The following is a 26,104-nucleotide window of genomic DNA, read 5'->3' on the forward strand; positions in this document are numbered from 1 at the left end:
GGTCAGTCCTCGATGACCGTTCCGCCGAGCTCTTTCGCGAGGATCTCGGCGGCGCTGAGGCCGGAGTCCGCGGCGCGCGCGTCGTCGTCGGAGATCTCCTCCTCATGGAACGGCGGCTCGTCCTCGGGCGGGGGGACGTCCCACGGCGGCGGGGCGTCCGACGAAGGCGCAGGCGCGGTTGCGGCCGCGGCCACGGGCGCAGTTGCCGTCGGGGCCGTCGCACGCTGCGGAGCGGGGGCCGATGCGGGGCGTGCCGCGGGCGCCGGCGCACGAGGGGCGCTCGCGGCAGGGGCCACCGGCCCAGCGGTGGCCGTGATGCGCAGCTGCATGCCGAGCGTCTCGCGGAGCGCGAGCTGGAGGTTCTCCGCGTGCTTGCCGCCGTCGAGCATCGACACGAGGTTCGGGTTGGACACCGCGAGGTTGAGGACGCCGTCCGTCACGGCGGAGACCTGTGCGTTCTGGCTGACGAGCGTCCACGTGACGCGCCAGCGCTCAAGGGTGCCGAGCACCTCGGGCCAACGGCGGCGCACCAGCTCGGTGTCCGCGGTGCCGCCCGCCGGCGCGTCGGCATCGGCGGTGGGAGCTGCGGCGGGCGCGGGCGTTGATGCGGGAGCTGGAGCAGGCGTGCGAGAGGGCGCGGCGGCGGCAGGCTCCGCCGCTGCGGTCGCGGCGGGCCGCGCCGGTGTGGCGGGCGCCGTCGACGCGGCAGCGGGAACGGGAGCGGACGGTGCGGGTTCAGGCCTAGGCGCAGGCGCTGGCGCAGGAGCAGGAGCAGGAGCCGGCGCCGGGGTCGCGACGGGCGCGGCGGCGGGGGCCGCGGCCACGGCAGCCGGGGCAGCAGCGGCGACCGGCGCGGCAGCACCCGGGTCCGAGGCGAGGAGCCGCGCGCACAGCAGCTCGAGGTGCAGGCGCGGCGAGGTGGCGCCGACCATGTGCGTGAGCGCGTCGTTCACGAGGTCCGCCGCGGCGGACGCGCGCGCGAGGCCGAGGCGCCGGGCCTGGCCGGTCATCCGCTCGAGCTGGTCCTCGGGCATCGCGCCGAGCGCGCGCACCCCCGCATCGCCCGCGGCGCACAGCACCAGCAGGTCGCGGAGGCGCTCGAGCAGGTCCTCGACGAAGCGGCGCGGCTCGTGGCCGGTCGACATCACCCGCTGGACCACGTCGAACAGCGAGCCGCCGTCGGCGGCGGCGACGGCGTCGACCGCGTCGTCGAGCAGCGTCGCGTCGGTGAAGCCGAGCAGCGCGATGGCGCGGTCGTAGCTCACGCCGGTGTCGTCGGAGCCGGCCATGAGCTGGTCGAGCACGGACAGCGTGTCGCGGACCGATCCGCCGCCCGCGCGGATCACGAGCGGGAGGACGCCGCCGGCGACGGTCACGTCCTCCGCCTCGCACAGCGTCTCCAGGTAGCCCTGGAGCACCGGGGGCGGCACGAGACGGAACGGGTAGTGGTGCGTGCGGGAGCGGATGGTGCCGATGACCTTCTCCGGCTCCGTGGTGGCGAAGATGAACCGCACGTGCGGCGGCGGCTCCTCGACCAGCTTGAGCAGCGCGTTGAAGCCCTGAGGCGTGACCATGTGGGCCTCGTCCAGGATGAAGATCTTGTAGCGGTCGCGAGCCGGGGCGAAGGCGGCGCGCTCGCGCAGCTCCCGCGCATCGTCCACACCGTTGTGCGAGGCCGCGTCGATCTCGACGACGTCGACCGACCCGGCGCCGCCCCGCGCGAGCTCGACGCACGAGGGGCACGAGCCGCACGGCGTGTCCGTGGGGCCCTGCTCGCAGTTGAGGCAGCGCGCGAGGATGCGCGCCGAGGTGGTCTTGCCGCAGCCGCGCGGGCCGGAGAAGAGGTACGCGTGGTTGACGCGGTCGGCGCGCAGCGCCTGCATGAGGGGCGTGGTGACGTGCTCCTGCCCGACGACGTCCGCGAAGGTGTCGGGACGGTAGCGGCGGTACAGGGCGGTGGTCACGGGTACGACTCTAGTGGGGCCCTCGGACAGCGGGGACGGCGTCGTCCACAGGCGCGTGCGGGCATGAAAGGACCCCCCACGCACCCGACAGAGCCCGCTTACCCTTGCTTCATTCCTGACCTGGGGGAGTTGGGCGAGGTATCGCCACGTGAGGGGTCGCGCACCAGTCTAGCCGGACTCGCGGGGCCTGCCGTCCGCCCCCGACGCCGCCCGGACGAGGTCCCGGCGAGGTCACCACGAGGTCCCGACGGTGCCCCGGGGAGGCGTTTCGACGCATCGTCTCGACACGTGTACCATTGCCGGGCCTGGAGGATTCGCCTAGTGGCCTATGGCGCACGCTTGGAAAGCGTGTTGGGTGCAAGCCCTCAGGGGTTCGAATCCCCTATCCTCCGCCAGTAGCAGTACTCAGTGACGGGATGGTGCCTGTGGCCGACCGAGCGAACGGACGTCCCGACGCCCGCCGCGCTCAGGTGCGCCGTCACCGCCGGGAGCGCCAGATCATCGTCTTCGGCGTGCTCCTCATCGCCATCACCTTCGCGGGCGTCTTCGCCGCGGGCGTGTACAAGGGCGACGTCGAGGGCCCGTTCTCGCAGGCGTTCGTCACGCCGCAGGGCGCGTTCGACAGCGACATCACGCTGGTGTGCCCCCCGTCGAACTCCACCCCGATGCGTCACAGCAACGTGGGCGTCCGCATCCTCAACGGCACGGACACCAACGGCCTCGCGGGCAGCGTCGCCGACGACCTCGACGGTCGCAACTACGTCGTGGTGAGCACCGAGAACTGGGGCCGCACCTACACCGACTACGTGCGTCTCTACTTCGGCGCCGACGGCGTGCGCCAGGCGTACACCGTCGCGCTGAACTTCGACGGCGAGGTCGACATGGTCCTCGACAACCGCGAGGGCACGCTCGTCGACATCGTGCTCGGCGAGGGCTTCGCCGAGACCGGCGACCTGCGCTCGACCCTCGCCCCCGAGCTCGACCCCGACGCCGTCCTGTCGGCCAACGCGCAGTGCCTGCCCGCCTCGCTCGTCACGCCCGAGCCCGCGCCGCGCATCCTGCCGGAGAACCCGGTCGACAAGAAGAAGAAGAAGAACAACAACAGCTAGCGGCACGGCTCGCCGGGTGGGGACGATGCGTCGGTCCCCGGGCGGGGACGATGCGGCAGCCGCCGTCCCGCCGGAAGGCGGCGCCTCGACGCGCCACGCGGCCCGGAAGCACGAACGCGCCGCAGGACCGAGGCCCCGCGGCGCGTCCGCCGTCGCGCGGCGCCCTCCCCCCGGAGGCGCCGCGACGTCTGTGCGCTACCCGCGCATCGTGCCGTGGAACGCGGTCCACGACTCGGGTGCGAGGCGCAGCGTGATCGCGCCGTCCTCGTGCGCGACCGGCAGCGCGTCGACCATGCCGTAGGACTCGGCCGCCTCCTGGCCCTCGCGCGGGCCGACGTGGTCGGCGAGCACGGCGCTGCCGCCGTCGATCCGGGCCTCGGCGCCCGGCGTGCGCAGCGTGACCACCTGCTCCTCCGCCGTGCGGTTGGTGACGAACAGCGCCAGCGCACCCGTCTCAGGGTCGACGGTCGCGGCCGCGGTGACGGTCGGCACGTCGCCATGCTTCTTGGTGGGCATGGTCGCGGAGTCGACCTTGACCTGCAGCGCGTCGCCCTGGGCGAGACGGGCGGCCGTCGCGAACGGGTGGAACGTGGTCTGCCTCCACGCGGGGCCGTCGGGCTCGGTCATGATCGGCGCGATGACGTTGACCAGCTGCGCGAGGCAGCCGACCGCGACGCGGTCCGCGTGCGACAGCAGGCTGATGATCATGTCGCCCACGACCACGGCGTCGAGCGCCGAGTAGACGTCCTCGATGATGCGCGGCGCGTCCTTCTGGACGGGCAGGTTGGTCTCGCCGACGAAGCGCGAGAAGAGGTACCAGACGTTCCACTCGTCGAAGCTGATGGAGATCCGCTTGTCGGAGCGCTTCTGCGCGCCGATCGCGTCCGCCGATGCCGCGACGCGCTCGATGAACGTCGACATCGCCGTGCCGGACGCGAGGAACGAGTCGCGGTCGCCGTCCATCTCCTCGTAGTAGGCGTGCATCGAGATGTGGTCGACCACGTCGTAGCAGTACGAGAGCACGGTGCGCTCCCACTCGCCGAACGTGTCCATCATCATCGAGCTCGAGCCGCACGCGACCAGCTCGATGGACGGGTCGACCTGACGCATCGCGCGACCGGTGGCGGCGGCGAGCTTGCCGTACTCGTGGGCGTCCTTGTGGCCGATCTGCCACGGGCCGTCCATCTCGTTGCCCAGGCACCACAGCTTCACCCCGTACGGCTCGACCCGCCCGTTCGCGATGCGCATGTCCGCCCACTTGGTGCCGGCCTCGCCGTTGCAGTACTCGAGCAGGCCGATCGCCGCGTCGATGCCGCGGGTGCCGAGGTTGACGGCCATCATCGGCTCGATGCCCTCGCGCTCGCAGTACTGCAGGAACTCGTCGGTGCCCACAAGGTTGGGCTCGACGGTGCGCCACGCGAGGTCGAGGAACGGCTTGCGCTGCTCCACGGGCCCGACCGCGTCCTCCCACGTGTAGTTGGAGACGAAGTTGCCGCCGGGGTACCGGAGCATCGTCACGCCCAGCTCCTTGGTGAGGTCGGCGACGTCGCGGCGGAAGCCGTGCTCGTCGGCCGTCTCGTGGCCGGGCTCGTAGACGCCGGTGTAGACGCAGCGGCCCAGGTGCTCGACGAACGAGCCGAAGACGCGGCGGTCGACGGCGCCCACCCGGAAGTCGGGGTGCAGGGTGATGGTGGTCATGGGTGCTCTCTCTCCGTTGAGTTCAGGTGGACGATGCGCGGGCCGCGGGGGCTCAGCCGGCGAGCTCGTCGGCGGTCCAGGCGACGGGCCAGCCGTCCTCGGTCCAGCCGAGCTCCCGGATCGCGAGCTGGAAGTCGCCGCCCAGGTCCTCGTCGTAGTAGTGGAAGGCCAGGTAGCCGTTCGAGTAGGACTGGCCGCCGGGCCCGATCATGGTGCCGCGGGTCGACAGCAGCTCGTCGCCGCCGTCGAACATCATCGAGTTGCCCCAGCTGTCGACGTACGGGCCGGTGACCTCGGTCGAGCGGCCCACCGCGATCGAGTAGGTCGAGTCGGTGCCCTGGCAGCACTTGTCGCGCGAGACGAACAGGTAGTAGTAGCCGTCCCGGTACATGAGGTACGGCGCCTCGATCGCGTTCGTCGCGTTGTTGCGGGTCGCGATGGTGACCGGCTCCGCGCCGTCGACCGGCATGCCGCTCGGCCACTCGAGCTCGACCAGCTGGATGCCGCCCCAGAACGACCCGAACGTCATCCAGGCGGTGCCGTCCTCGGCCGTGATGACACCCGCGTCGATGGCGTTGTAGTTGGTCTCGCCCGGGGCCGAGCGCCACACCATGCCCTGGTCGGTCCAGCCGTAGTCCGGGCTGTCGACGTCGAGCGTGGGCGAGGTCATCAGCCCGATGACCGAGCCGTTGGTGCCGAAGGTCGACGCCGCGTAGTAGAGGTACCAGGTGCCGTCGTGCTCGACGAGCTCGGGCGCCCAGAAGTTCTGCACCCCCGAGACCTCGTCGTAGACCCATGCGACGTCGTCGGGCTTGTCCCAGGCGGTGCCGACGTACTCCCAGGTCTCGCCGCCGTCGGTCGAGCGGCGGATCTGCGGGGAGCCGAAGCCCTTCTGGACGTCGCCGGTCGAGTAGACGTACCAGTCCTCGCCGTCCTCGCCCGCGACCAGCGCGGGGTCGTGGGTGCGGATGTCGCCGGAGAGCTCGAGCGCGGTCGCGGCGACCACGTCCTCGCTCCACGGGCTCCAGGCGACCAGGCCGGCGGCGAGGCCGAGCGCGGCGACGGCGGCGACGCCGCCGATGAGGAGCGGGCGTCGCGAGCGGCGGGCGGGGGGCGCGTCGACGGTGGTGTCGGTCACGAGGGGTCCTTCCGAGGGGTTCAGCGGGGGTCGAGCGCGACCCAGGCGACGCCGTGCGCGGGCACGGTCGCGGCGAGCTCGGTCGCGTCGACGGTGGCGGGGGACGATGCGGGCCACAGGTCCGTCGCGGTCACGTCGCCGTGACCGTTCCCGAGGATCGACGACAGCGCGACGCGCGCCTCGAAGGGCGCCTCGCCGGTCCAGAAGACGGCGGCGTACACGCGGTCCGAGGCGGCGGCGCGGGCCGACCACACGATGAGCTCGCCGCCCTCGAGCGGCTCGCGCAGCAGCTCGCGGCCGTCGGTCGAGCCCTGCAGGACCTCGGCGACGGCGGGGGTCGCGAGCAGGTCGAGGGTCTCGGGCGTGCTGGTGGGCAGATCGCCGCCGACCATGAGCGGGGAGCGGCCCATGCACCACAGGGTCATGAGGGTGCGCTGCTCGTCGAGGCTGAGGCGGCAGTCGCGGGGCTCGCCGCGCTCCGCGCGGATGCCGATGCGGCCGAACGGGAGCATGTCCGCGTCGGCCCAGCCGCCGGGCTGCTGGAACGGCGCCCACCGCGCGAGGCGCGCGAACTGGGCGTGGACGTCCTCCCAGCGGTCCCACAGGTCGTCGGAGATGCGCCACATCTGGGCGTGCTCCCGCAGGTGCCCGACGTGGGCGGTGGAGAGGTGCGTGCCCGGGGACAGCGAGAGCGCGATGTCGCGGCCGGAACGCTGGATCGCGGTCGCGTAGGCCGCGATCTCGCGCTCGTAGTAGGGGGCCTGCATGTCGTCGGCCTTGATGAAGTCGACGCCCCACGCGGCGAACTGCGCGACCTGCGCGTCGTAGTAGGCCTGTGCGCCCGGGTGGTCGTGGTCCAGGCCGTAGTTGTCGGGGTTCCACTGGCATACGTGGTCGAGGTCGGCGACGTCCTTCGCCGTGTAGCCGGTGCCGAGGATGGGGAGGTCGAGCTCGACCGCGCGGCGAGGGATGCCGCGCATGATGTGCAGGCCGAACTTGAGGCCGAGCGCGTGCACCTGAGCTGCGAGCGGGCCGAAGCCGGCGCCGTCCGCCGCCGAGGGGAAGCGGTTGGGGGCCGGCATCTGGCGACCGTAGGCGTCGAGCTCGAGCGGCGCGCCGTCGTTGTACCCGTGCGAGCGGGCGGTCGGGTCGTACCAGGCGATGTCGACGACGACGGTGTCCCAGCCGTGCGGCAGCAGCCGCTCGGCCATCACGCGGGCGTTGGCGAGGACCTCGTCCTCGGTGACCGTGGTGCCGTAGCTGTCCCAGCTGTTCCAGCCCATGGGCGGGGTGGTGGCGAGCATCGTGACGTCTCCCGTCTACATCGTTGTAAGGCGATCGTGCCCAAAATGGCCGTCGCGCGTCAACCCGAGGGTACCTGCGGGTGGTCCGTGCCGAGGCGCGCGATGGTCCCGGGAGCGCGCCTCGTAGGCGGGCCGGTGCACGGGTGTTCGATCGTCATCCCTGGCAGAGAGATGTATTTCGCAGGTGTTTCGGAATCGTGACCTCTCCGACTTGACCGATGGCCTCGCGCCGTGTCATTGTTCCATCGTTGTAAAGGAACCGGCACCGGGCCGGATCCGCTGAGCCTGGGGTCAACGACGACCAGGATGCGACAGACACCCGCGACGGGGATAGTTGTATCCGGGCCGACCTCACTCTTCAACGATGAAAGGGAGGCAGGCAGCACATGCGAAAGATCAAGGCGGCGGCCATCACCGCCACCATGGTGGGCGCTCTCACGCTCGCCGCGTGCAGCTCGAACGGGTCGAGCGGCGACGCGAGCGCGGAGCCGGACACCGCGGGCGGCACCGCAGCGAACCAGCTCACGTTCATGTTCCGTGGAGGCGACTACGACAAGCTGGCCTACGAGGCCGCTATCGACGCCTTCGAGGAGGAGACCGGCGCCGAGGTGAAGATGATCATCACCGACGCCGACCAGTACGCGACCAAGCTGCAGGCGGCCATCGCCGGCAACAAGGTCCCGGACGTCTTCTACATCGAGCCCGGCAAGATGATGGGCTACGTCTACGCGGGCGTGCTCGCGGACCTCACCGACTACGTGGGTCAGGACGTCATCGACAACATCTGGTCGTTCGGTACCGACGCGTACCGCTTCAACACCGAGACGGGCGAGCGCGGCAACTCGGCCGACGCCCTCTACGGCCTGCCCAAGGACGTGGGCCCGTTCGGCTTCGGCTACAACACGGTCCTGTTCGAGAAGCTCGGCCTCGAGGCTCCCTCGGCCGACGAGCCGATGACCTTCGACGAGTTCGTGGCGCTCTGCAAGGAGCTCACGGTCGACATGGACGGCGACGGCGAGCTCGACCACTGGGGCACCGGCCTCAACGTCGTGTGGAACTCGCAGGCGTTCGTCTGGGGCGCCGGCGCGGACTGGATCTCCGAGGACCAGAAGACCGTCACGGTCGACACCCCGGAGTTCGCCGACGCGCTGCAGTGGTTCGCCGACCTCGGCCTGGTCGAGGGCGTGACCCCGTCGGTCGAGCAGGCGCAGACGCTCGACACCTACCAGCGCTGGATGGCCGGCGAGCTCGGCTTCTTCCCGGTCGCCCCGTGGGACATCGCGACGTACAACGAGAAGGCGGAGACGGACCCCGAGAACTTCGGCTACGACGTCATCCCCTACCCCGTGGCCAACGAGGGTGACGACTGGTCGACCTGGCTCGGCTCGCTCGGCATCGCGGTCTCGGAGAACTCGGCCAACAAGGAGCTCGCGGCCCAGCTCGCGACCTACCTGTCGACCGACCTCGAGGCGCAGAAGATCCTCGCCGAGAACAAGGTCCAGATCCCGAACCTGATCGACTACGCGACCGGCGAGTGGATCGAGACCGACGCGCCGGCCGCCGGCTGGCCCGCCAACACCAAGGCGTTCCTCGAGATCGCCGAGGAGAAGGGCCGCCCGCTGCCCGGCGTGTGGACCTACACCCCGGAGTGGTACGACAACTTCTGGATCGGCATCGAGAACGTCGTCGACAACGGCTCGCAGACCGCGGCGGACTTCGTCGCCGGCAAGCAGACCGAGATGCAGTCGCTCCTCGACCAGTCCTGGATCGCCGCCGACCAGGCGAAGGTCACCGGCTAGTCAACAGCAGTACCGAGTGAGAGGGGGCCGGTGCTCCGGCGCCGGCCCCCGATCCTCACAGGAAGGTAAGGACGGATCATGGCGACAACGGCTCCCCCCGCCGAGGCGACCACGTGGTCGAAGGAGGACGCGAAGGCCGCAGCGAAGCGCAGCCGACGCATGCACCGTAAGGAGCACGGCTGGGCCGCGGCCTTCATGGCGGCGCCCGTGCTCGGGTGGGTGGCATTCCTGCTGTTCCCCATGGGCTTCTCGATCTACGCCTCGCTCACCAACTGGAACGGCATCGGCAGGATGACGTTCATCGGGCTCGACAACTACGCGCTCCTGATCAAGGACCCGTACTTCTGGAAGGCCCTCTGGAACACGATCTTCTACATGATCGGTATCCCGATCGGTCTCGCGATCTCGCTCGCGCTCGCGCTCGCGCTGAGCCGCAAGATCCAGGGACGCACGTTCTTCCGCACGGTCTACTACATCCCGGTGATCAGCTCGCTCGCGGCGATCGCGATCCTGTGGCAGTGGGCCTACAACGGCGACTTCGGCCTGGTGAACCAGGTCCTCGACATCTTCGGCATCCAGGGCCCGAACTGGCTCGCCGACCCGAACTGGTCCAAGCCCGCGCTGATCATCATGGCGGTGTGGAAGGGCCTCGGCTACTCGATGCTGCTCTACCTGGCGGCGGTGCAGGCGGTGCCTCGCTCGCTGTACGAGGCGGCCTCGCTCGACGGCGCGAGCGGCTGGAAGAAGTTCACCAAGATCACGTGGCCCATGGTGCAGCCCGTGACGTTCTTCCTGGTGGTGACCAACATCATCGCCGGCTCCATGATCTTCACCGAGATCAACATCATGACCCCGACGGGTGGCCCGTCGTGGAGCACGGCCTCGCTGGTCTGGTACATCTGGAACAAGGCTTTCCGCAACCTCCAGATGGGCTACGCGACCGCGATGGCGCTGGTGCTCGGAATCCTGGTCCTCATCGTGACCGCGATCCAGTTCCGCATCAACCGTGCCAACGAATTCTCGATCGACTGAGGCGAAGGAGTAGCTGCGATGAGCCTCAACCAGAACACCGCCCGCGCCGCCTCGAGCGCGCTCGCCGGCGCCGGCGAGCCGGACCACGGCAAGCAGGCCCCCAAGGTCGGCGTCTTCCAGCGCCGCAAGGGCGCCACCCAGGAGAACCCGGCGGTCAACGTCATCCTGACGATCGTCCTGTCGCTCGGAGCGGTCATCATGGCCGCCCCGCTCGTGTGGATGGTCTCGACCTCGCTCAAGACCAAGGACGGCGTCTACTCGCTCCCGCCGGAGTGGATCCCCGACCCGTTCGTCTGGGACAACTACGTCCGCGTCTTCCAGGACACGTACGTGCTCTCCGGTATCAAGAACTCGCTGATCGTGGCCCTCTCGGTCACCATCGTCGGCACCGTGTTCTCGTCCCTCGCGGCCTTCGCCCTCGCGAAGCTGCGTCTGCCGGGCAAGAACGTCATCTTCATCGCCCTGCTGTCCGGGATGATGGTGCCGTTCCCGACGCTGATGATCCCGCAGTTCATCATGTTCTCGCGCATCGGCTGGGTGGACACGCTCCTCCCGCTGATCGTGCCGGTGATCCTCGGCAACGTCATCATGATCTTCTTCCTGCGGCAGTACCTGCACAACGTGCCGGACTCCCTCGTGGAGGCGGCGAAGATCGACGGCGCCTCGTACCTCAAGATCTTCTGGACGATGATCCTGCCGCTCATGCGGCCCGCGATCGCGGCCCAGTTCATCCTGTGGTTCATGGCGGTCTGGAACGACTACCTCGCGCCGATCATCTACCTGAACTCGCCCGAGAAGCAGACCCTCCAGGTCGTCATCGCGAACATGAACGTGCAGTACGCCACGCAGCGCGACTACCCGCTCATCATGACCGCGTCGGTGATCTCCGTGATCCCGATCCTCATCGTGTTCCTCATCTTCCAGCGTCAGATCATCGAGTCGATCGCGCTGACCGGATCGAAGACCTGACATGAGCACCTCTCAGCACGCGGCCCCGGCGAACGCCGGGGCCGCTGCCCCTTCCCGGCCCGATCCGTCCACGTGGGGCGCGCGCAACGCGCACGACCCGACCGCGGTGCGCGACGACGACGGCGTCTACTGGCTCTTCTCCACGGACGCGGACGCCGACGGCCGCCTGCGGGCAGCGGGCGCCCAGGTCCGCCGCTCCACCGACCTGGTGACGTGGGAGTACGTCGGCTGCGCGCTCGAGGGTGTGCCGGCTCCGGCGCGCGAGCACGCGGGTGCCGAGGGCCTGTGGGCCCCCGACGTCGTGCGCGTCGAGACCCCCGCCGGCGTCGAGTGGCGGATGTACTACTCCGCCTCGAGCTTCGGCTCGCGCACGTCGGCCATCGGCCTCGCCGTCGCCCCGCACCCGCGCGGGCCGTGGGCCGACCGCGGGATCGTGGTCGCGACCGAGCACGACCGCGACGGCCACAACGCGATCGACGCGCAGCTCGTGATCGACGGCGCGCGCCACCACATGGTCTACGGCTCGTTCTTCGGCGGCCTTCACATCCTCGAGATCGACCCGGCGACCGGCTTCGCCCTGGACGCCCCGGCGCCCGGCGCCCCCGCATCGTCCCCGGGAACCCTCATCGCGAGGCGTCCGAAGTCCGTCGACACCGCGATCGAGGGGCCGTACATCGTCCCCCGCCCCGGCGGCGGCTGGGCGCTGATCGTCTCGTACGACTCCCTCGTGAACACGTACCACGTGCGCGTCGCGGTGGCCGAGGACCTCTACGGCCCGTACGTCGACCACGAGGGCCGCGAGATGACGGACCTCGATGCCGACCCGCTCGTCACCGGCCTCACCGTGCTCGCGAGCCACCGGCTCGAGGGCGCCGAGCGCGGCATCCTCGCGCCCGGCCACGCCGCGGTGCTCACCGAGCCGGGCCGCCAGCTGCTCGTGCACCACACGCGCTTCGCGGAGACGCCTCGCCAGCACGAGGTCCAGGTGCGCCGCCTCGTGTGGACGCACGGCGGGTGGCCGCTCGTGTCCGTCCAGACGTGGGCAGGCACGCGTGAGCGCGACGACGAGTCGACCTGGCCGGCGGACGTCTCCGGGCTCGCGGGCGAGTGGGAGATCGTGGACTGGTCCCTGCCCACGGAGGCGGTCCAGGACTCGCGCCGGATCACCGTCGGGCACGATGCGCTGTCCGGCCTCGTCGCGCACGGCCGCGGCCGCTTCACGCGCGACGGCGACGCGCCCGTCGACGCCGTGGTGTTCCCCGCGTGGGACGCGGTGCGCGGACGCGAGACCCTCGCCTTCGCCGCGATCGGGCCGAAGGGCACGGTGCTCGCGGGGACCAAGGTGGGATGATGGCTGTCGTGGCGGAACGGCGGCGTGACGAGCAGGGGAAGCCCAAGCGGCTCCCCCCGATGGAGGGCACGCCGGCGGACGTCGACGAGGTGCCCGGCTGGACCGGACGGATCATGGTGTGGCTGCGCGTGGTCGCGCAGTTCGTCGGCATCCAGCTGCTCATGGCCGCCGGCACCGTCGTCGGCCTCGGCGTCGCGGGCCTCGGGCCTGCGACCGCCTCGGGCGCGCGCCTGCTGCGCCGCATCGTCGACGGCGACGCCTCCGACGCGCTGTGGAAGGACTTCTGGGGCGGCTACCGCACCGACTTCCGACGCGCCGCGACCGTGACCGCGCCGTTCATCGTCGTCATCGGGCTCGCCTGGTACGAGATGCTCGTGCTGCTCGCGTACGGCGAGGGCGCCATGGCGGCCGTGCTCACCGGGGCGATCCTCGCGCTCGGCGGCTACGCGGTCGCGTGCCTGGCCTACGCGCCGCACGTGCTGCGCCGTTACAGCGACCCGCCGCTCCAGGCGCTGCGCTTCGTGGCGCTCGCGCCGCTGCTGTCCCCGCTCACCGCGCTCGGCGCCATCGTCACCACGGTGGCCCTCACGATCGTCTTCCTCAACTGGGTGCCGCTGTTCATCCTCATGGGCATCTCGGTGCCGCTGCTGCTGTCGGGGCTCATCGTCGACCGCTGGCTCGACAAGATCGACGCGCGCGGCTCCGCCGCCTGAGCTCTCGTCCGCTGAGAGTCCACCCCGGCCGAGATGGTAGACCTTGGTCGGTTTTCGCACGTTCTCGCGCGCCGTGGGTAGACCAGTGTCGTTGTGCCGGCTCAACCGCAGTGTGAGGCTCAGCCGCGTAGCGACAACCACGTACCCATGAGGCGCACGGATCTTTCAGAACCGACCACCACCTACCATTTCGTCGGGAGGGGTCGGGTGGGCTGAGCGTTCAGGCCGCCGTGGACTCGCGCGGCACCACGCTGAAGTCGGTGATGACACGGCGGTACGGCTTGTCCTCGCCGGCGATGCGCGCGAGCAGCAGGTCCACCGCCATCGTGGCGATCTGCTCGCGCCCGGGCGAGATCGACGACAGGGTCGGGGAGGCGTAGGCGGCATCCTCGATGTCGTCGAAGCCGATCACGGCGATCTCGTCGGGCACCGAGACCCCGCGGGCGTGGAGCGTGTGCAGCGAGCCCAGCGCGAGCGCGTCGTTGAGGCCGAAGATCGCGTCGACCTTGACCCCGGAGTCGAGCACGCGGTTGGTGCAGTCGGCGCCGGTGGCGCGGTGCCACAGGCCGCCCTCGACCACGAGGTCCGGGTCGAACGGGATGCCGTTGGCGGCGAGCGCCGCCTGGTACCCGAGCACGCGCAGCGCCGCGGAGCCCATGGTCTCGCCCGCGTGCGCGCCGATCACCGCGATGCGACGACGGCCCTGGTCGATGAGGTGCTGGGTCGCGGCGCGAGCGGCGTCGACGTTGTTCATGGTGACGTGGTCCCAGTCGCCGCCGAAGATGCGCTCGCCGAGCACGACGAGCGGGTAGTCGACCTTGAGCGCATCGGCGTCGTCGGGGCCCAGCTCGAGCGGCGAGAAGATGAGGCCGTCGGTGAGCTGGCGGCGGTCCGACGTGAGGACGTCGAGCTCGTGCTGGCGGTCCGCGCTCGTCTGCTCGATGAGCACGACGACGCCGCGGGCCTCCGCCGCGCGGATGACCGAGTCGGCGAGCTCCGCGAAGTACGGCAGCGACAGCTCCGGCAGCGCGAGCCCGATGATGCCCGTGCGCCCCTGGCGCAGGCTGCGCGCCGAGAGGTTCATCCGGTAGCCGAGCTCGTCGATCGCCTCCTGCACCTTGGCGCGCGTCGCGGGACGGATGTGCGGGTAGTTGTTCACGACGTTCGAGACGGTCTTGATCGACACCCCCGCACGTGCCGCGACGTCATGCATCGTCACCGTGCCGCGCACGCCCGAGCCGTTCACGTGGTCAAGCCCTCCTCGTCGACGGGGATCCACACGCGCATCGCGCCGCCTGCACGGTTCGCCCAGCGGGCGTACGGGATGGCGCGCAGGGCGATCCTGCCAGGAAGCATGCCAGAAGGCGCGGACGGGCGCGAGGACCGGCGCAGCGCGGTCGCCCGCGGGAGCCCCTCGGAGCTGCGCACGACGCCCTCCGCGAGCACCGTCGCGCCCGCGCGCAACGACCTCACACCAGGGCCGACGCGCGGAGCGACCGTGAGGTCGATCCGCACGTCCTCAAGGGGCACGCCCGCCGGGAGGTCGGGCTGTTCGAGGCAGAACACCACGGGTCCGCGGCGGAGCGCGACGCAACCGCGCACCGCGTCGACGCGGGGGTGGGGCGCGAGCACGTCCACCGGCATCGGCAGGGTGAGGACGATGCGGTGGCCGCCGGGTGCGAGGGCCGCGCGGACGTAGCCGTCCGGGTCTGGCGCGGCGTCCGCGGCGACGCCGTCCACCTCGAGGGCGGCGTCCTCGCACCAGCCCGGCACGCGCAGCGCGAGCTCCTCGAGCGGACCGGTCACGTCGATCTCGACGCGTCCGTCCCACGGGTAGTCCGTGCGCACGTCGAGCGTGGTCGCCCCGAGGCGCACCGTGCCCGCGGCGTAGAGGTACAGGCGGGCGCGCTGCTCGGTGCCGGTCGCCACGTACGCGCCTAGCGAGGACACGAGCCGCGCCAGGTTGGGCGGGCAGCACGCGCAGCCGTACCAGTCGAGGCGCTCCGACGGCGTGTCCTCGCTCGCGCCGTCGTGGCCGCTGCGCAGCTGGAGCGGGTTCGAGTAGAAGAAGCGCCGCCCGTCCGTCGACACGCCGGCCGCGATGCCGTTGAGCAGGACCCGCTCCATCGCGTCGGCGTGGCGTGCGTCCCCGGACGCGAGCAGCATGCGCCAGTCCCACTGGAAGGCGGCGATCGCGGCGCACGTCTCCGCGTAGGCGCGGTCCGGCGGGAGCTCGTACGGGTCGCCGAACGACTCGTCCCGGTGGCGCGACCCCATCCCGCCCGTGACGTACGCCTTGGTGCCGTGGGCGGAGGCCCACAGCCGCTCGAGCGCCGCCTCGAGCGTGCCGTCCCCGGTCTCGGCCGCGACATCCGCCATCCCGGCCGCGAGGTAGAGCTGGCGGACCGCATGGCCCGTCGCCTCGTGGGACTCGCGGACCGGCAGGTGGTCCTGGAAGTACGACGGCTCGAACGGTCCGGCGCCCAGCGCGCCGGCGCCGCGGCGATCCAGCATCGCGGCGGCGGTGTCGAGGTAGGCGCGCTCGCCCGTGTGGCGGTAGAGCTCGACGAGCGCCGTCTCCACCTCCGGGTGGCCGCAGAGACCGTCCGCGCGCGTGGAGGACGGGCCGAACTCCGCGACCGCGAGGTCCGCGAAGCGGCGGGCGACGGCCATGAGGTCGTCGCGGCCGGTCGCGCGTTCGCGGGCCACGGCCGCCTGTACGAGGTGGCCGAGCACGTACAGCTCGTGCCCCCACCGCATGTCCGCCCACGGCGCGCGGGCGGCGTCGCCCTGCACGTGCGAGTCGAGGTAGCCGTCCTCGCGCTGGACGCGCGCGAGCAGGACGGCGGCCGCGCGGGCGAACGGCTCCCACGGCTGGTCGGCGGGGACCCGGGCGGCCTCCCACGCGATCGCCTCCAGCGTCTTGTGGAGGTCGGAGTCGGCGAAGAGCGGGCCCCGGAAGGGTGCGTCCGACTCGCCGACGAGCCGGCGGAGGTTGTCCAGCACGCCCGTCGACCCGAGACGCTCGACCACGTGGGGGAGCGTGCGCTCGCGGTTGACCGTCTGCCATGCGCCCAGCTCGCGCGCGGGGTCCAGCGCCACGGCCCCGACCGGCAGCGGGGTGAGGTCGTGACCGGCGACGGCGGACGGCGTCGCGGGCGCACACACGTCGTGGGTGCGGACCATGCGCATGGCTCCTCCTCGAGCAAGAGCGATGGGGACGCGTCTTTGCAACGATGTAAACACTACCGCGCGCAAGGCCGTGGTGGCGAGTCCGTGGCCACGCTAGGTGCTCCGTCGGCGCCGATGCACGAGCCCGGTCGCCGCGCCCAGCGTCGCCCCCACCACGGTGTCGAGCACCCGCTCCATCACCACCACCATCGTCGGATCCTCGCCACGGGCGGCACCCGCCATCACCAGCACCATCGGGGTGATGCACACGAGCGCGAGCGCGTAGTGGCGCACCACCAGCATCTGCGCGCCGAACTGGAGCCCGCCGAGCAGCAGCGCGAGCGCGAGCGGCGGCAGCGTCAACGCGCCCGCCACGGCGACGTAGACGGCGGCGCCGGCGGCCGTCCCGACGATGCGGTGGAGGCCTCGCTGAGCGGCGTGGCGGCGTCCCGGGCGGGCGCCGATGACGGCGAGGCCCGCTCCGACGGTCCAGTACGCGCGCTCGGGGTCGACCGCGAGGAGGCTCACGGCGGTGCCCACGACGGCGACGATGAGCACGCGGACGAAGAGCTCCGTCGTGACCGCGTCCCAGCGCGGCCCGGGCAGCAGCTCCCGCAGGCGCGGCACCGGAGCGCGGTTGCGCGCGAGCAGCAGGGAGCTCGCGGCGACGAGGCACGAGAAGGCCGTGCCTGCGGCGTACGCGCCGATGACCTCGCCGGGCGGGGTGTGGCGCACGCCGTCCTCGAGCACGCTCACGTGCGACGCGAGCCCGTACGAGATGAGCGGGAACAGGGGGCCCGGCGGGCCCACCGAGAAGCCGTAGACGATCGCCGCCGCGACCGCCGTCACGACGACGAGGCCGATCGCGGTCGCGAGCGGCGACGGGCCGGTCGCGACGCCGGCCACGGCGCAGGCGGTGAGGACCAGCGCGATCAGCGGCAGGATCCGGGCGCGCTCCGCGGGCGACCGATGCGCGGCGTACAGGGTCGTGAACGCGCCGCTCGAGGCGAGCAGGCCCGTGCTCGGATGGCCGACGAGCACGCCCACCGCGGCCGGTGTCGCCATCGCGACGGCCGCCTGGAGCGCAACCGGCCATCGCCTGCCCTCGTAGGGGTGCATCGTCCCGAGGCTCGCGACGGCACGGCCGGCTCCGCCCGCCCACGCACGACCCGCCCCGGCAGCCCTGCCGCGGGCCCGGGTCTCGCGCGCATCGTCCGCCATGCCTCGGCCTCCCTCGCCAGGGTGCCACGGACCCGGGCCGGTGCGTCGGGGGAACGCGACGCCAGGCCGCGCATCGTCCCTGCTCCTTTGCGAGGATGGGGGCAGGGGCGGCGATGGCGACCACGGCGATGGACCGGTGGCTGCCCGGGATCCGGGTGGCACGCGGGTACCGGCGCGCCTGGCTGTGGCCCGACATCCGCGCCGGGATCGTGGTGACGGCCCTGCTGATCCCGGCAGGCATGGGCTATGCGCGCGTCGCGGGCCTGCCGCCCGAGACGGGGCTCTACGCGACGATCGTGCCGCTGGTGGTCTACGCCCTCGTGGGGCCGTCGCGGATCCTCGTGCTCGGGCCGGACTCCGCGCTCGCGCCCATCATCGCGGCGTCGATCCTGCCCCTCGCCGCGGGCGACGGCGCCCGCGCGGTCGCGCTCGCGGGCCTGCTGTCCATCCTCGTGGGCGCCTTCATGCTGCTCGGAGGGATCCTGCGGCTCGGCTTCGTCACGGACCTGCTGTCGAAGCCGGTGCGTGTGGGCTACCTCAACGCGATCGCGCTCGTGGTGATCGCGTCGCAGCTGCCCAAGCTGCTGGGCGTGCCCGTCGACGCCGACGCGTGGTGGGACGAGCTCGCGGCCACCGCGCGCGGACTCGCCGGCGGGGACGCGACCGGGGTCGCCGCCTCGATGGGCCTCGCCTCGCTCGCCGTGATCCTCGTGCTGCGCCGCCTCCGCTCGCCCGTGCCGGGCGTCCTCGTCGCCGTGGTGATCGCGACCCTCGCGACGTGGGCGCTCGGCCTCGCGGACGAGCTGACGGTGGTCGGGGCGCTGCCGTCCGGGCTGCCCGCCCCGGCGCTCGGAGGCCTGACCGGGGGCGACGCCGTGAGGCTGCTCGCGCCCGCGGCAGGCATCGCGCTCGTCGCGTTCACCGACAGCGCCGTGCTCTCCCGCGCGCTCGCGGCCAGGCGCGGCGAGACCGTGAGCGGCAGCGCCGAGCTGTCGGGGATCGGCATCGCGAACATCGCGGGCGGCGCGCTCGGCGGCTTCGCGGTGTCCGCATCGTCCTCCCGCACGCCGGTCGCCGAGCAGGCGGGCTCCCGCACGCAGCTCACCGGGGTGGTCGGGGCGGCCCTCATCGTCGTCTTCATCCTGCTCGTGCCGGGCCTCACGGCGTACCTGCCCGACGCGACCCTCGCCGCGGTGGTCATCGCGGCGGTGGTCGGCCTCATCGACGCGCCCGCGCTCGCGCGGCTGTGGCGGATGAACAGGCTCGACGCGGCGCTGTCGCTCGCCGCCTCGGCCGGCGTGCTGATCTTCGGCGTGCTCGAGGGGATCGTGGTGGCGATCGTGCTGTCGCTGCTCGCCTTCGTGGACCGGTCGTGGCGGCCCTACCGGGCCGAGCTGGGCCGCGTGCGCGGGCTGCGCGGCTACCACGACCTCTCCCGCTACCCCGAGCGCGGCGAGCGGCTGCCCGGCATCGTCCTCGTACGCTTCGACGCGCCGCTGTTCTTCGCCAACGGCGAGGTGTTCAACGACTGGGTGCGCTCGCGGGTCGCCGCCGCGGGCCCGGACGTCACGACCGTGGTGCTCGCAGCCGAGCCCATCACCGGCGTCGACACCACCGCGATCGACCAGCTGGTCGAGCTGGACGACTACCTCCAGGCCCACGGCGTGCGGCTCGTCTTCGCGGAGATGAAGGACCCGGTGGTCGACCAGCTGCGCCGCTACGGCATGGCCGACCGCTTCACGCCGGACCGCTTCTGGCCCACCGTGGGCGCCGCGGTGGACGATCTCACCGGCACCCTCCGCGGCGACCTCGAGGGCACGCGGTGGGACGATGCGGCGGGAGCCGCGCGCGACGAGGACGACCCGGCCGGTTGAGGGTCAGGCGGCCGCCGCACGCGCGCCGGCGGCGTGGGCGACGGCCCAGTCGAGCGCCTGGTCGGCGACCTTCTCCCAGCCGGGGGCTCCGCAGGTCCAGTGGTCGCGTCCGGGCATCTCGATGTAGTCGGTGACGGCCGGAGACCGGCGCCAGCGCCTCGCGTTCGACCGGTTCACCGCGGGCGGCATGATGTGGTCCTCGCCGCCGGCGATGAAGAGCAGCGGCGCGCGGTCCACGCCGTAGTCGACCCAGGTCTCCTGGTGGCCGGGTCGCCAGTTGGCGAGCAGTCCGTACGCCCATACCCAGTTCCCCGGGGCGGCGATCGCGTACCTCTGCCATACGGCGTCGGACTCCTCGCGGCTGAGCGTGTTCGTGAAGGCGTAGTGCCACTCCTTCTTCGAGAACCCGACGGCGCGGTGGAAGTTCGCGGGGTTGCGCAGCGCGGGGAACAGCGAGCGTGCCTGGGACGCGGGGGTGACGCGCACGCCCTCGGGCGGCGCGGAGTCGATCGCGACCCCGGCGGCGCCCAGGCCGCGCGCGAGCAGCAGCTGGGTGAGCATCCCGCCGAAGGAGTGGCCCATGAGGATCGGCGGGTGCGGCAGGGCCTCGATCACGGAAGCGAGGTGCGCGACGGTCTCCGGGACCGAAGCGGTCGCGATGGGGGTGTCATCGGCGCGGAGGGTCTCGACCTCGCCCTCGAAGCCGGGGTAGGTGGGCGTCAGCACGGTGTAGCCCTGCGCCTCGTAGCGCTTGCGCCAGCCCTCCCAGGAGCGCGGGGTGACCCAGAGGCCGTGGATGAGGACGATGGTGTCGGGAGCGGTGGTCATGGTCGTGTCCTTCCGGGGTGGGGTGGGGTCAGGAGCCGATGAAGGCGAGCAGGTCCGCGTGCAGGCGCTCGCGGTCGGTGTCGGGGAGCCCGTGGCTGCGGCCCTCGTAGACCAGGAGGGTGGCGTCGGGCACCAGTTGCGCCGTGAGGCGCCCGCTGATGTCGAAGGGCACGATCTGGTCGTCGTCGCCGTGGATCACCAGCACCGGCACGTCGATGCCGGCGAGGTCGGCGCGGAAGTCGGTGGCGGAGAACGCGGCGATGCATTCGTAGGCGTTGCGCGTGCCGGATGAGAGCCCCTGCCGCCAGAACGCGTCCCGGGTGCCCTGGGGGATGTCCCCGTTGCGGTTGTGCCCGAAGAAGGGTCCGTCGGCGAGCTCGCGGTAGAGCTGCGAACGGCCGCCGGCCTCGCCGGCTCGGATGGCGTCGAAGACCTCGAGCGGGAGCCCGCCCGGGTTGTCCTCGGTGCGGAGCATGAGCGGCGGCACGGCCGAGACGAGGATCGCGCGCGCCACCCGCGCCGTGCCGTGCCGCGCGAGGTAGCGCACCACCTCGCCCCCGCCGGTCGAGTGGCCGACGAGCGTGAGGTCGGTGAGGTCGAGGTGCTCGATCAGGCAGGCGAGGTCGTCGGCGTACGTATCCATCTCGTTTCCGTCCCAGGTCTGGCTCGAGCGCCCGTGGCCGCGCCGGTCGTGAGCGATGGCGCGATGCCCGCGCATCGCGAGGAACAGCGCCGTCGCCTCCCACGCGTCCGCGTTGAGCGGCCATCCGTGGCTGAGGAGGACCGGCGAGCCGGCGCCGCCCCAGTCCTTGTAGAAGATCTGCGTGCCGTCGTCGGTGGTCACGTTGGGCATCTCGGCCTCCTCGGTGCATGCCTGATGCCAGCGTGCGTCGCGGCAGGCGCCATGCGCACCACGCGCCGCACGTAGTGCTTCGAGCAGGGCGGCGGAGACGGCTACGTGCCGGGCAGCCGGTCCGCGAGCTGGCGGCGGGAGGTCACGCCGAGCTTCCGGAAGACCTTGCGGAGGTGGTAGTCGACCGTGTTCGGGCTGATGAACAGCGCCGCGCCGATCTCGGCGTTGGTCGCACCCCGGGCAGCCATCCGCGCGACCTCCGCCTCCTGCGGCGAGAGCTCGGGCCCGTGCGCGTCGCCTGGGTGCGCCGGCGCGTCCGCTGCGCCGGCGGCGACGAGTTCGCGGCGTGCGCGTTCCGCGAAGGGCGTCGCACCTTGCGCATCGAGGACCTCGAGCGCGAGCCGCAGCTGGGCGCGAGCGTCGGCCCGTCGCCGCATGCGGCGCAGCCACTCTCCGTAGAGCAGGCGGCCGCGTGCGTGATCGCCCGCGTGTCCAGGGATGTCGAGCAGCTCGATCGACTCGAGATAGCGGTGCTCGGCCTCGCCGCCGTCGGCGAGGAGCGCGGCGGCGCGAGCGGCCATCCCGCGAGCCCACCGGCTGCCGGTCGCCCGTGCCAGGTCGTCGATGCGGGCGGCGGCCGCCCTCGCGTCGTCGTGTCGGCCGCATCGGACCGATGCCTCGACCAGCTCGGGCAGATGATGGAGGCTGGCCTGCAGGTAGGGATGCGAGGCGAGCCACGCCAGCCGCGCGTGCGCGGACGCGTACTCGCCCGCGCCGATCTCCACGATCGCCTGGGTCCCGAGCGCCATCCGTGCGACTCCGCCGTACCCGGAGGCCCGCATCGTCGCCACGAGGTGGTCGCCCGCGCCGGGGGGCAGCCCCTCCCAGATCAGCAGCGCCGCGTTGACGGCCTGCGCGTCCTCATGGCCGAGCGCCCTGCGCAGCTCGGTGCAGCGGTCGAGGTAGGCGCGCGCGGCGCGCGGGTTATTGCGCCCGACCTCGAGCGAGCTCAGCACCCAGAGGATCGAGTCGAGCTCGCGCAGGGCTCCGCGGGCGCTCGCCTCGTCGGCCAGTCGCGTCCACACCTTCGAGGCGTCCTCGAATTCGCACAGGCCGACCGTGACGAGCGCGGCGAAGGTGGCGAGACCGAGCAGCTCCGCGTCCGCCTCCTCGTCGAACATCTCGCGTGCCGCACGCAGGTGCGGCACGGCGGACGCGTAGTCGTCGAGGGCGAACGCACCGGCCGCGCGCAGGGCCAGGGCCTGGCGCCCCGGTGCGACGTCGGCTGCCGCCCGCAGTCGAGCGCCCAGGCGTTCGAGGGGCCAGCCCTCGGCTCGATCCTCGGTGCTCAGGGCGAAGGCCAAGGCGTGGAGCAGCGTCACCTGCTCCCGGATAGGGTCCGCTTCGCGGAAGTCGTCGGCGGCATGGACGAGCGTGTCGACCACGGTGGGAAGGCGAGAGGCGTCGGAGAGGTAGACCGTGCAGAGGGCGTCGACGGTGCGCATCGCGCCTCGTCGCGCCGCGTCGAGCGCGGACTCGTCGACCGTGGACAGCAGCTGTCGGGCGAGCACGCCCGCACCCGCGCCGATCGCCGCCTCCGCCGCCGCGACGAGCCGCCGGGCGCGGTCGTCGGCGCGGTTCGACAGGTCGGCGGCCCGCGCGAGCAGGCGCGCGCGGGATGCGCGCCCTCCGCGTGCGCCGGTGGAGTCGGCGGCCGCCTCGAGCAGGGCTGCGACATCGTCGTCCGGGCCGCTGCATGCGGCCGCGGCGTGCCAGGCCGCGACCTCGGCGAGGCCGCGTCTCGTCGCCTCGCCCTGAAGGGCGGCATGGGCGCCTCGACGGTCGAGGTCGGTGGCGCGCGCGTACACGGCGGAGCGCACGAGCGGATGCCTGAACCGCACCCCGTCGCGGACCTCGACGAGCCCGGCCTCCTCGGCCGGTGCGGACGCCCCCGCGGGAATGCCGAGCCCCGCCGCGGCCGCGTGGATCACCGCGGCGTCCCCGGTCGACTCCGCGGCCGCGAGCACCAGCCATCGGCGGGTCTCCGGCGGCAGGGCCGCCGCGGCCGCCGTGTAGTGCGCCTCGAGCCGCGGGCCGACCGGGATCGGCGCCTCCTCGCGGGCGGCGGCGGTGAGCTCGTCGGCGGTCCACCGTGCGCCGAGGTCGGTCAGCGCCAAGGGGTTGCCGCCTGTGCGCGCCACCACCTCGGCGACGATGCTCGGCTCGAGCCCGCCGCCGACGGACCGCGTCAGCAGCTCCGCGGCGGCGTCGGGATCCAGCCCCGCGAGGTCGAGGCGTGGGACGCCGGCGAGCGCGCGCACCGTGGCGTCGTCGTCGCGCGACGCGAACACGATCGCGACGGCCTCCGCGGACAGCCGGCGGGCGACGAAGCCGAGTGCTTCGAGCGACTCGCGGTCGAGGTGGTGGGCGTCGTCGGCGAGGCACAGCAGCGGCGCCTCGTCGCCGGCGCGGGCCAGCAGCGACAACGTCCCGAGGCCCACGAGCGCGCGCTCGGGTGGCGGACCGCTGGTGGCGCCGACGGCGGTGAGCAGCGCGTCGCGCTGGGGCCCGGGCAGGCCGTCCACGAGGTGCGCGAAGGGGGCGATCAGCCGCTGGAGAGCCGCATACGCGAGCGACGACTCGATGGCGAAACCGGGGACGGCGACCACACGCAGCGCGGCGGCGCCGGCGACCGCTCCACCCAACAGCGTCGTCTTCCCCATCCCGGGGTCGCCGTGCACGAGCAGCGCTCCCCCGTGCCCGTTGCGGGCGCTCGCGATCAGCGTGTGGAGGGCCCCGAGCTCGTCCGCACGCCCTACTACCCCCGGGTGAGTGTCGATATCGCTCAAGGTAACCCGCGGTTTTCTCCCCGGATAGAGCGAATCGTCGGAGCGCTGGTCACGCGGGCGGTGCGACGGGTGCCATCACGAGAGCCGTGGGCGTGCTCGTTCCGCGCTACGCGACGGGCGCGCGCAGGATCGAGGTCATCCGCTTGCCGCGCGCGACCTCGTCGACCAGCTTGTCCATCCAGCGGATCTGCTGCATGAGCGGGTCCTCGATCTCCTCGACGCGGACGCCGCAGATGACGCCCGTGATGAGGTCCGTGTGCGGGTTCATCGCGGGGGCCTGCGCGAAGAACTCCTCGAGCGTGCGCTCGTCGGCGACCGCCTCCCGGATGCTGTCCTTGTCGTAGCCGGTGAGCCACGTGAGGACGGTGTCGAGGTCCTCCGTGCTGCGCTCCTTGCGCTCCACCTTCTGGACGTAGAGCGGGTAGATGGTCGCGAAGGTCATGCGGCGGATGCGGTCGGATGCCATGCGCCCAGCCTACGAGCCCATCCTCCCCGAGTGCTTCCCGCCCCGCGCCCGCGATACCGCTCATCGTGCGGAGCGGTCCCGACGGGCCTCTTCCGGTACCGGTGAGCGTGCGGAGCCGCCGCTAGCGGACCGTGTCCGCGTCGAGCGCGCCCACCTGCCGCAGGAACAGGATGATCCAGGTGAAGACGAGCACCCCGGCCACGAGCTCGACCGCGGTGAGCGACCAGTAGCCGACCGCGAAGAACACGGCGGTCACGACGATCACCGCGACGAAGCCCCATCCGACGGGCAGGAAGGCGCGCGAGATCCCCGGCACCCACATCTTGAGCCGGAACGTGAGCGTCGCGAAGGCGACCGCCATCCCGCTCGCGACGAACGTGTGGATCCAGAAGTGCGTGTCGACGTGGAAGACCCCGACGAGCCCGAGGAAGACGCCGACGACGATGAGCGACAGCCGCACGCGGCCCACGCCCTGCTCCGAGGCCGTCGGGATGTCGCGCGTCGCGGCGCGCGCGAGGATCGTCACCAGGAATCCGGCGACGATGAGAGTGAGGTTGAAGGCGAGCGCCGAGACGTCGTGCGAGATGCCGAGCGTGCTGAGGTGGATCTTCCACCAGTCCGGGTCGCTCGTCGTGAGCATGCTCGCGAGCACGCCCAGGACCAGGAACACCGCGAGCACGATCGCGAGGAGCTGCGCGTCCATGTGCGCCGCCGAGAGGAACGCCACGTACGCGGACACGGCCGCGGTCGCGCCGGAGAGCGCGACGATCGGCAGCCAGAAGACGGTGGCCCCGATGAACGCGTCGGAGAGGATCACCGCGGTGAGGGTCCAGCTGAGGAGCGCGATGATCCCGTGCGCGAACGCGAGCGCCGCGATGTCGATCACGTCGAGGGTGCCCGCGATCCTGTGGCGTCCCTGCGCGTGCACGACGTAGCGGCCCGCCGCGAACGCGAGCATCGCCGCGACGGCCGACGCGATGGCGGCGTACTGCCCCAAGGACCCCGGCCCGGCGATCGGAGCCTCGTCGAAGCCGAACACCGGCAGGGCGATCGTGGCGACCACGCCGAAGGCGAGCGCGCCGAGACCGGTGGCGGTGAGCTCGAGCGTGGTCTGCGCGCGCTCGCGCAAGGGCAGCCGTGGCGTCCTGTCCGTCATGCGCGCTCCCGTCCGCATCGTCGATGCTTCGGAGCGTACCGGCGCGGATGCGCCGGCGGGTGGCGCCCGGCGCGGGAGCGTGGGGAGCGTCGCGGCCTCCGCCGGGACCTGCGCGCCGTTGCCGGTCGGTAGGGCCCGACGTAGAGTCGAAGCCGTCCCGGGGGCGCATCGTCCCCTCCCGCTGGCGGGCCCGTCGCGGCCCGCGAGACGCCCGCGAGGCAACCGGCGAAAGGCCCGACGAGGGGTGAGCGTCGTGGTCACGAGACGGAGAGGGCCATGATCATCGCTCTCGAGGTGAGCGGCGGCTTCGTCGCTGCGCCCGGGCTGGCCGAGTCCCATCGGCTCGACACCGGCACGCTCGAACCGGCGCTCGCGCGCGAGGTCGAGGCGATCGTCGGAGGCGTGGACGCCTTCGCGCTGCCGCCTCAGGTGGGCGAGAGCAGGCCCGGTGGGGCGGATCGCTTCACGTACGCGCTGACGTTCCGCGACGACGATCGTGTGCACGCCGTCGAGCTGACGGACCCCATCGCGGATCCGAGCCTGGCGCGCCTCGTCGAGATCGTGAGGGCGGGTCCGCGCGGCGCATGACCGCCGTGCGCCCCGCCGCCC

The 26,104-nt window shown here is 72.4% G+C and carries 20 protein-coding genes, 1 tRNA gene and 1 other RNA gene; 9 read left to right on the forward strand and 13 right to left on the reverse strand.

Going from position 1 to position 26,104, the window contains the following annotated elements; translation table 11 throughout:
* Positions 1 to 2: 2 nt before the first annotated feature.
* Together QQX09_RS05225 and ffs are read right to left on the reverse strand one after the other, a co-directional pair.
* A complete protein-coding gene (locus QQX09_RS05225) occupies positions 3 to 1,964 on the reverse strand; it encodes a DNA polymerase III subunit gamma and tau (RefSeq protein WP_301131707.1) in 1,962 nt (653 codons plus the stop codon).
* Between the two features lie 64 nt (positions 1,965 to 2,028).
* An RNA gene (gene ffs / locus QQX09_RS05230) (signal recognition particle sRNA small type) lies at positions 2,029 to 2,125 on the reverse strand.
* 146 nt (positions 2,126 to 2,271) lie between these two features.
* On the opposite strand from ffs, the gene QQX09_RS05235 reads away from it, so the two are divergent.
* A tRNA-Ser gene (locus tag QQX09_RS05235) sits at positions 2,272 to 2,359 on the forward strand.
* A gap of 30 nt (positions 2,360 to 2,389) precedes the next feature.
* Positions 2,390 to 3,073 (forward strand): LytR C-terminal domain-containing protein, encoded by a 684-nt coding sequence (locus QQX09_RS05240; RefSeq protein ID WP_301131708.1) that lies wholly within the window; start codon positions 2,390 to 2,392, stop codon positions 3,071 to 3,073.
* 195 nt (positions 3,074 to 3,268) lie between these two features.
* Here QQX09_RS05240 and arfA read toward each other — a convergent pair whose 3' ends face one another.
* Genes arfA through QQX09_RS05255 form a run of 3 tightly spaced genes read right to left on the reverse strand, consistent with a single transcriptional unit; the run spans position 3,269 to position 7,213 of the window.
* On the reverse strand, positions 3,269 to 4,771 hold the full coding sequence (gene arfA, locus QQX09_RS05245; RefSeq protein WP_301131709.1) for an arabinosylfuranosidase ArfA: 1,503 nt from the start codon (positions 4,769 to 4,771) through the stop codon (positions 3,269 to 3,271).
* Positions 4,772 to 4,823: 52 nt separating this feature from the next.
* Complete coding sequence (locus tag QQX09_RS05250) at positions 4,824 to 5,909, reverse strand: arabinan endo-1,5-alpha-L-arabinosidase (protein WP_301131710.1); 1,086 nt, start codon at positions 5,907 to 5,909, stop codon at positions 4,824 to 4,826.
* 20 nt (positions 5,910 to 5,929) lie between these two features.
* Positions 5,930 to 7,213 carry a glycoside hydrolase family 27 protein gene (locus tag QQX09_RS05255; RefSeq protein ID WP_301131711.1) on the reverse strand — a complete coding sequence of 428 codons (1,284 nt, stop codon included), beginning with the start codon at positions 7,211 to 7,213 and terminating at the stop codon, positions 5,930 to 5,932.
* A 386-nt stretch (positions 7,214 to 7,599) separates the two neighbouring features.
* Here QQX09_RS05255 and QQX09_RS05260 point away from each other — a divergent pair, with 386 nt between their 5' ends.
* The 5 genes from QQX09_RS05260 to QQX09_RS05280 all read left to right on the forward strand — a co-directional run bounded on the left by QQX09_RS05260 (position 7,600) and on the right by QQX09_RS05280 (position 13,077).
* The gene (locus tag QQX09_RS05260; RefSeq protein WP_301131712.1) at positions 7,600 to 9,012 is read left to right on the forward strand and encodes an ABC transporter substrate-binding protein; all 1,413 of its coding nucleotides are present in this window, start codon (positions 7,600 to 7,602) and stop codon (positions 9,010 to 9,012) included.
* Positions 9,013 to 9,090: 78 nt separating this feature from the next.
* A complete protein-coding gene (locus tag QQX09_RS05265; RefSeq protein ID WP_301131713.1) occupies positions 9,091 to 10,044 on the forward strand; it encodes a carbohydrate ABC transporter permease in 954 nt (317 codons plus the stop codon).
* Between the two features lie 18 nt (positions 10,045 to 10,062).
* Complete coding sequence (locus tag QQX09_RS05270) at positions 10,063 to 11,013, forward strand: carbohydrate ABC transporter permease (RefSeq protein WP_301131714.1); 951 nt, start codon at positions 10,063 to 10,065, stop codon at positions 11,011 to 11,013.
* 1 nt (position 11,014) lies between these two features.
* A complete protein-coding gene (locus QQX09_RS05275) occupies positions 11,015 to 12,364 on the forward strand; it encodes an arabinan endo-1,5-alpha-L-arabinosidase (protein WP_301131715.1) in 1,350 nt (449 codons plus the stop codon).
* The gene (locus QQX09_RS05280) at positions 12,364 to 13,077 is read left to right on the forward strand and encodes a YesL family protein (protein WP_301131716.1); all 714 of its coding nucleotides are present in this window, start codon (positions 12,364 to 12,366) and stop codon (positions 13,075 to 13,077) included. The genes QQX09_RS05275 and QQX09_RS05280 overlap by 1 nt, the downstream gene beginning before the upstream one ends.
* Before the next feature lie 220 nt (positions 13,078 to 13,297).
* Here the strand turns inward: QQX09_RS05280 and QQX09_RS05285 are convergent, their stop codons facing one another.
* From QQX09_RS05285 to QQX09_RS05295, 3 genes are all read right to left on the reverse strand, one after another.
* Positions 13,298 to 14,290, reverse strand: coding sequence for a LacI family DNA-binding transcriptional regulator (locus QQX09_RS05285; RefSeq protein ID WP_301131834.1), 993 nt, complete (start codon positions 14,288 to 14,290; stop codon positions 13,298 to 13,300).
* 29 nt (positions 14,291 to 14,319) lie between these two features.
* Complete coding sequence (locus tag QQX09_RS05290; RefSeq protein WP_301131717.1) at positions 14,320 to 16,263, reverse strand: glycoside hydrolase family 127 protein; 1,944 nt, start codon at positions 16,261 to 16,263, stop codon at positions 14,320 to 14,322.
* A 99-nt stretch (positions 16,264 to 16,362) separates the two neighbouring features.
* Positions 16,363 to 17,469: an FUSC family protein gene (locus tag QQX09_RS05295; protein WP_301131718.1), complete on the reverse strand. Its 1,107-nt coding sequence runs from the start codon at positions 17,467 to 17,469 to the stop codon at positions 16,363 to 16,365.
* Positions 17,470 to 17,582: 113 nt separating this feature from the next.
* Here QQX09_RS05295 and QQX09_RS05300 point away from each other — a divergent pair, with 113 nt between their 5' ends.
* Positions 17,583 to 19,343, forward strand: coding sequence for a SulP family inorganic anion transporter (locus QQX09_RS05300; RefSeq protein ID WP_301131719.1), 1,761 nt, complete (start codon positions 17,583 to 17,585; stop codon positions 19,341 to 19,343).
* A 3-nt stretch (positions 19,344 to 19,346) separates the two neighbouring features.
* On the opposite strand, the gene QQX09_RS05305 is transcribed toward QQX09_RS05300, so the two are convergent.
* From QQX09_RS05305 to QQX09_RS05325, 5 genes are all read right to left on the reverse strand, one after another.
* Positions 19,347 to 20,171, reverse strand: a complete 825-nt coding sequence (locus QQX09_RS05305) for an alpha/beta hydrolase (RefSeq protein WP_301131720.1) — start codon at positions 20,169 to 20,171, stop codon at positions 19,347 to 19,349.
* Between the two features lie 28 nt (positions 20,172 to 20,199).
* Entirely contained in the window at positions 20,200 to 21,024 is an 825-nt protein-coding gene (locus QQX09_RS05310; protein WP_301131721.1) for an alpha/beta fold hydrolase, read from the reverse strand.
* Between the two features lie 101 nt (positions 21,025 to 21,125).
* Entirely contained in the window at positions 21,126 to 23,873 is a 2,748-nt protein-coding gene (locus QQX09_RS05315) for a helix-turn-helix transcriptional regulator (RefSeq protein WP_301131722.1), read from the reverse strand.
* A 106-nt stretch (positions 23,874 to 23,979) separates the two neighbouring features.
* Positions 23,980 to 24,339 carry a DUF2200 domain-containing protein gene (locus QQX09_RS05320; protein WP_301131723.1) on the reverse strand — a complete coding sequence of 120 codons (360 nt, stop codon included), beginning with the start codon at positions 24,337 to 24,339 and terminating at the stop codon, positions 23,980 to 23,982.
* 121 nt (positions 24,340 to 24,460) lie between these two features.
* The gene (locus tag QQX09_RS05325; RefSeq protein ID WP_301131724.1) at positions 24,461 to 25,495 is read right to left on the reverse strand and encodes a DUF998 domain-containing protein; all 1,035 of its coding nucleotides are present in this window, start codon (positions 25,493 to 25,495) and stop codon (positions 24,461 to 24,463) included.
* Between the two features lie 276 nt (positions 25,496 to 25,771).
* Here QQX09_RS05325 and QQX09_RS05330 point away from each other — a divergent pair, with 276 nt between their 5' ends.
* The gene (locus QQX09_RS05330; RefSeq protein WP_301131725.1) at positions 25,772 to 26,083 is read left to right on the forward strand and encodes a protealysin inhibitor emfourin; all 312 of its coding nucleotides are present in this window, start codon (positions 25,772 to 25,774) and stop codon (positions 26,081 to 26,083) included.
* The last annotated feature ends 21 nt before the right edge of the window (positions 26,084 to 26,104 follow it).

It is taken from the genome of Demequina litoralis (assembly GCF_030418455.1).
Taxonomy (GTDB): domain Bacteria; phylum Actinomycetota; class Actinomycetes; order Actinomycetales; family Demequinaceae; genus Demequina; species Demequina litoralis.

Coding starts and splice junctions, on each gene's coding strand:
- QQX09_RS05310 (WP_301131721.1), bottom strand. CDS start 21,024: ATGCCCAACGTGACCACCGACGACGGCACGCAGATCTTCTACAAGGAC.
- QQX09_RS05320 (WP_301131723.1), bottom strand. CDS start 24,339: ATGGCATCCGACCGCATCCGCCGCATGACCTTCGCGACCATCTACCCG.
- QQX09_RS05330 (WP_301131725.1), top strand. CDS start 25,772: ATGATCATCGCTCTCGAGGTGAGCGGCGGCTTCGTCGCTGCGCCCGGG.
- QQX09_RS05255 (WP_301131711.1), bottom strand. CDS start 7,213: ATGCTCGCCACCACCCCGCCCATGGGCTGGAACAGCTGGGACAGCTAC.
- QQX09_RS05295 (WP_301131718.1), bottom strand. CDS start 17,469: ATGGCGGACGATGCGCGCGAGACCCGGGCCCGCGGCAGGGCTGCCGGG.
- QQX09_RS05275 (WP_301131715.1), top strand. CDS start 11,015: ATGAGCACCTCTCAGCACGCGGCCCCGGCGAACGCCGGGGCCGCTGCC.
- QQX09_RS05270 (WP_301131714.1), top strand. CDS start 10,063: ATGAGCCTCAACCAGAACACCGCCCGCGCCGCCTCGAGCGCGCTCGCC.
- QQX09_RS05285 (WP_301131834.1), bottom strand. CDS start 14,290: ATGCATGACGTCGCGGCACGTGCGGGGGTGTCGATCAAGACCGTCTCG.
- QQX09_RS05280 (WP_301131716.1), top strand. CDS start 12,364: ATGGCTGTCGTGGCGGAACGGCGGCGTGACGAGCAGGGGAAGCCCAAG.
- QQX09_RS05290 (WP_301131717.1), bottom strand. CDS start 16,263: ATGGTCCGCACCCACGACGTGTGTGCGCCCGCGACGCCGTCCGCCGTC.
- QQX09_RS05300 (WP_301131719.1), top strand. CDS start 17,583: ATGGCGACCACGGCGATGGACCGGTGGCTGCCCGGGATCCGGGTGGCA.
- QQX09_RS05325 (WP_301131724.1), bottom strand. CDS start 25,495: ATGACGGACAGGACGCCACGGCTGCCCTTGCGCGAGCGCGCGCAGACC.
- arfA (WP_301131709.1), bottom strand. CDS start 4,771: ATGACCACCATCACCCTGCACCCCGACTTCCGGGTGGGCGCCGTCGAC.
- QQX09_RS05260 (WP_301131712.1), top strand. CDS start 7,600: ATGCGAAAGATCAAGGCGGCGGCCATCACCGCCACCATGGTGGGCGCT.
- QQX09_RS05305 (WP_301131720.1), bottom strand. CDS start 20,171: ATGACCACCGCTCCCGACACCATCGTCCTCATCCACGGCCTCTGGGTC.
- QQX09_RS05265 (WP_301131713.1), top strand. CDS start 9,091: ATGGCGACAACGGCTCCCCCCGCCGAGGCGACCACGTGGTCGAAGGAG.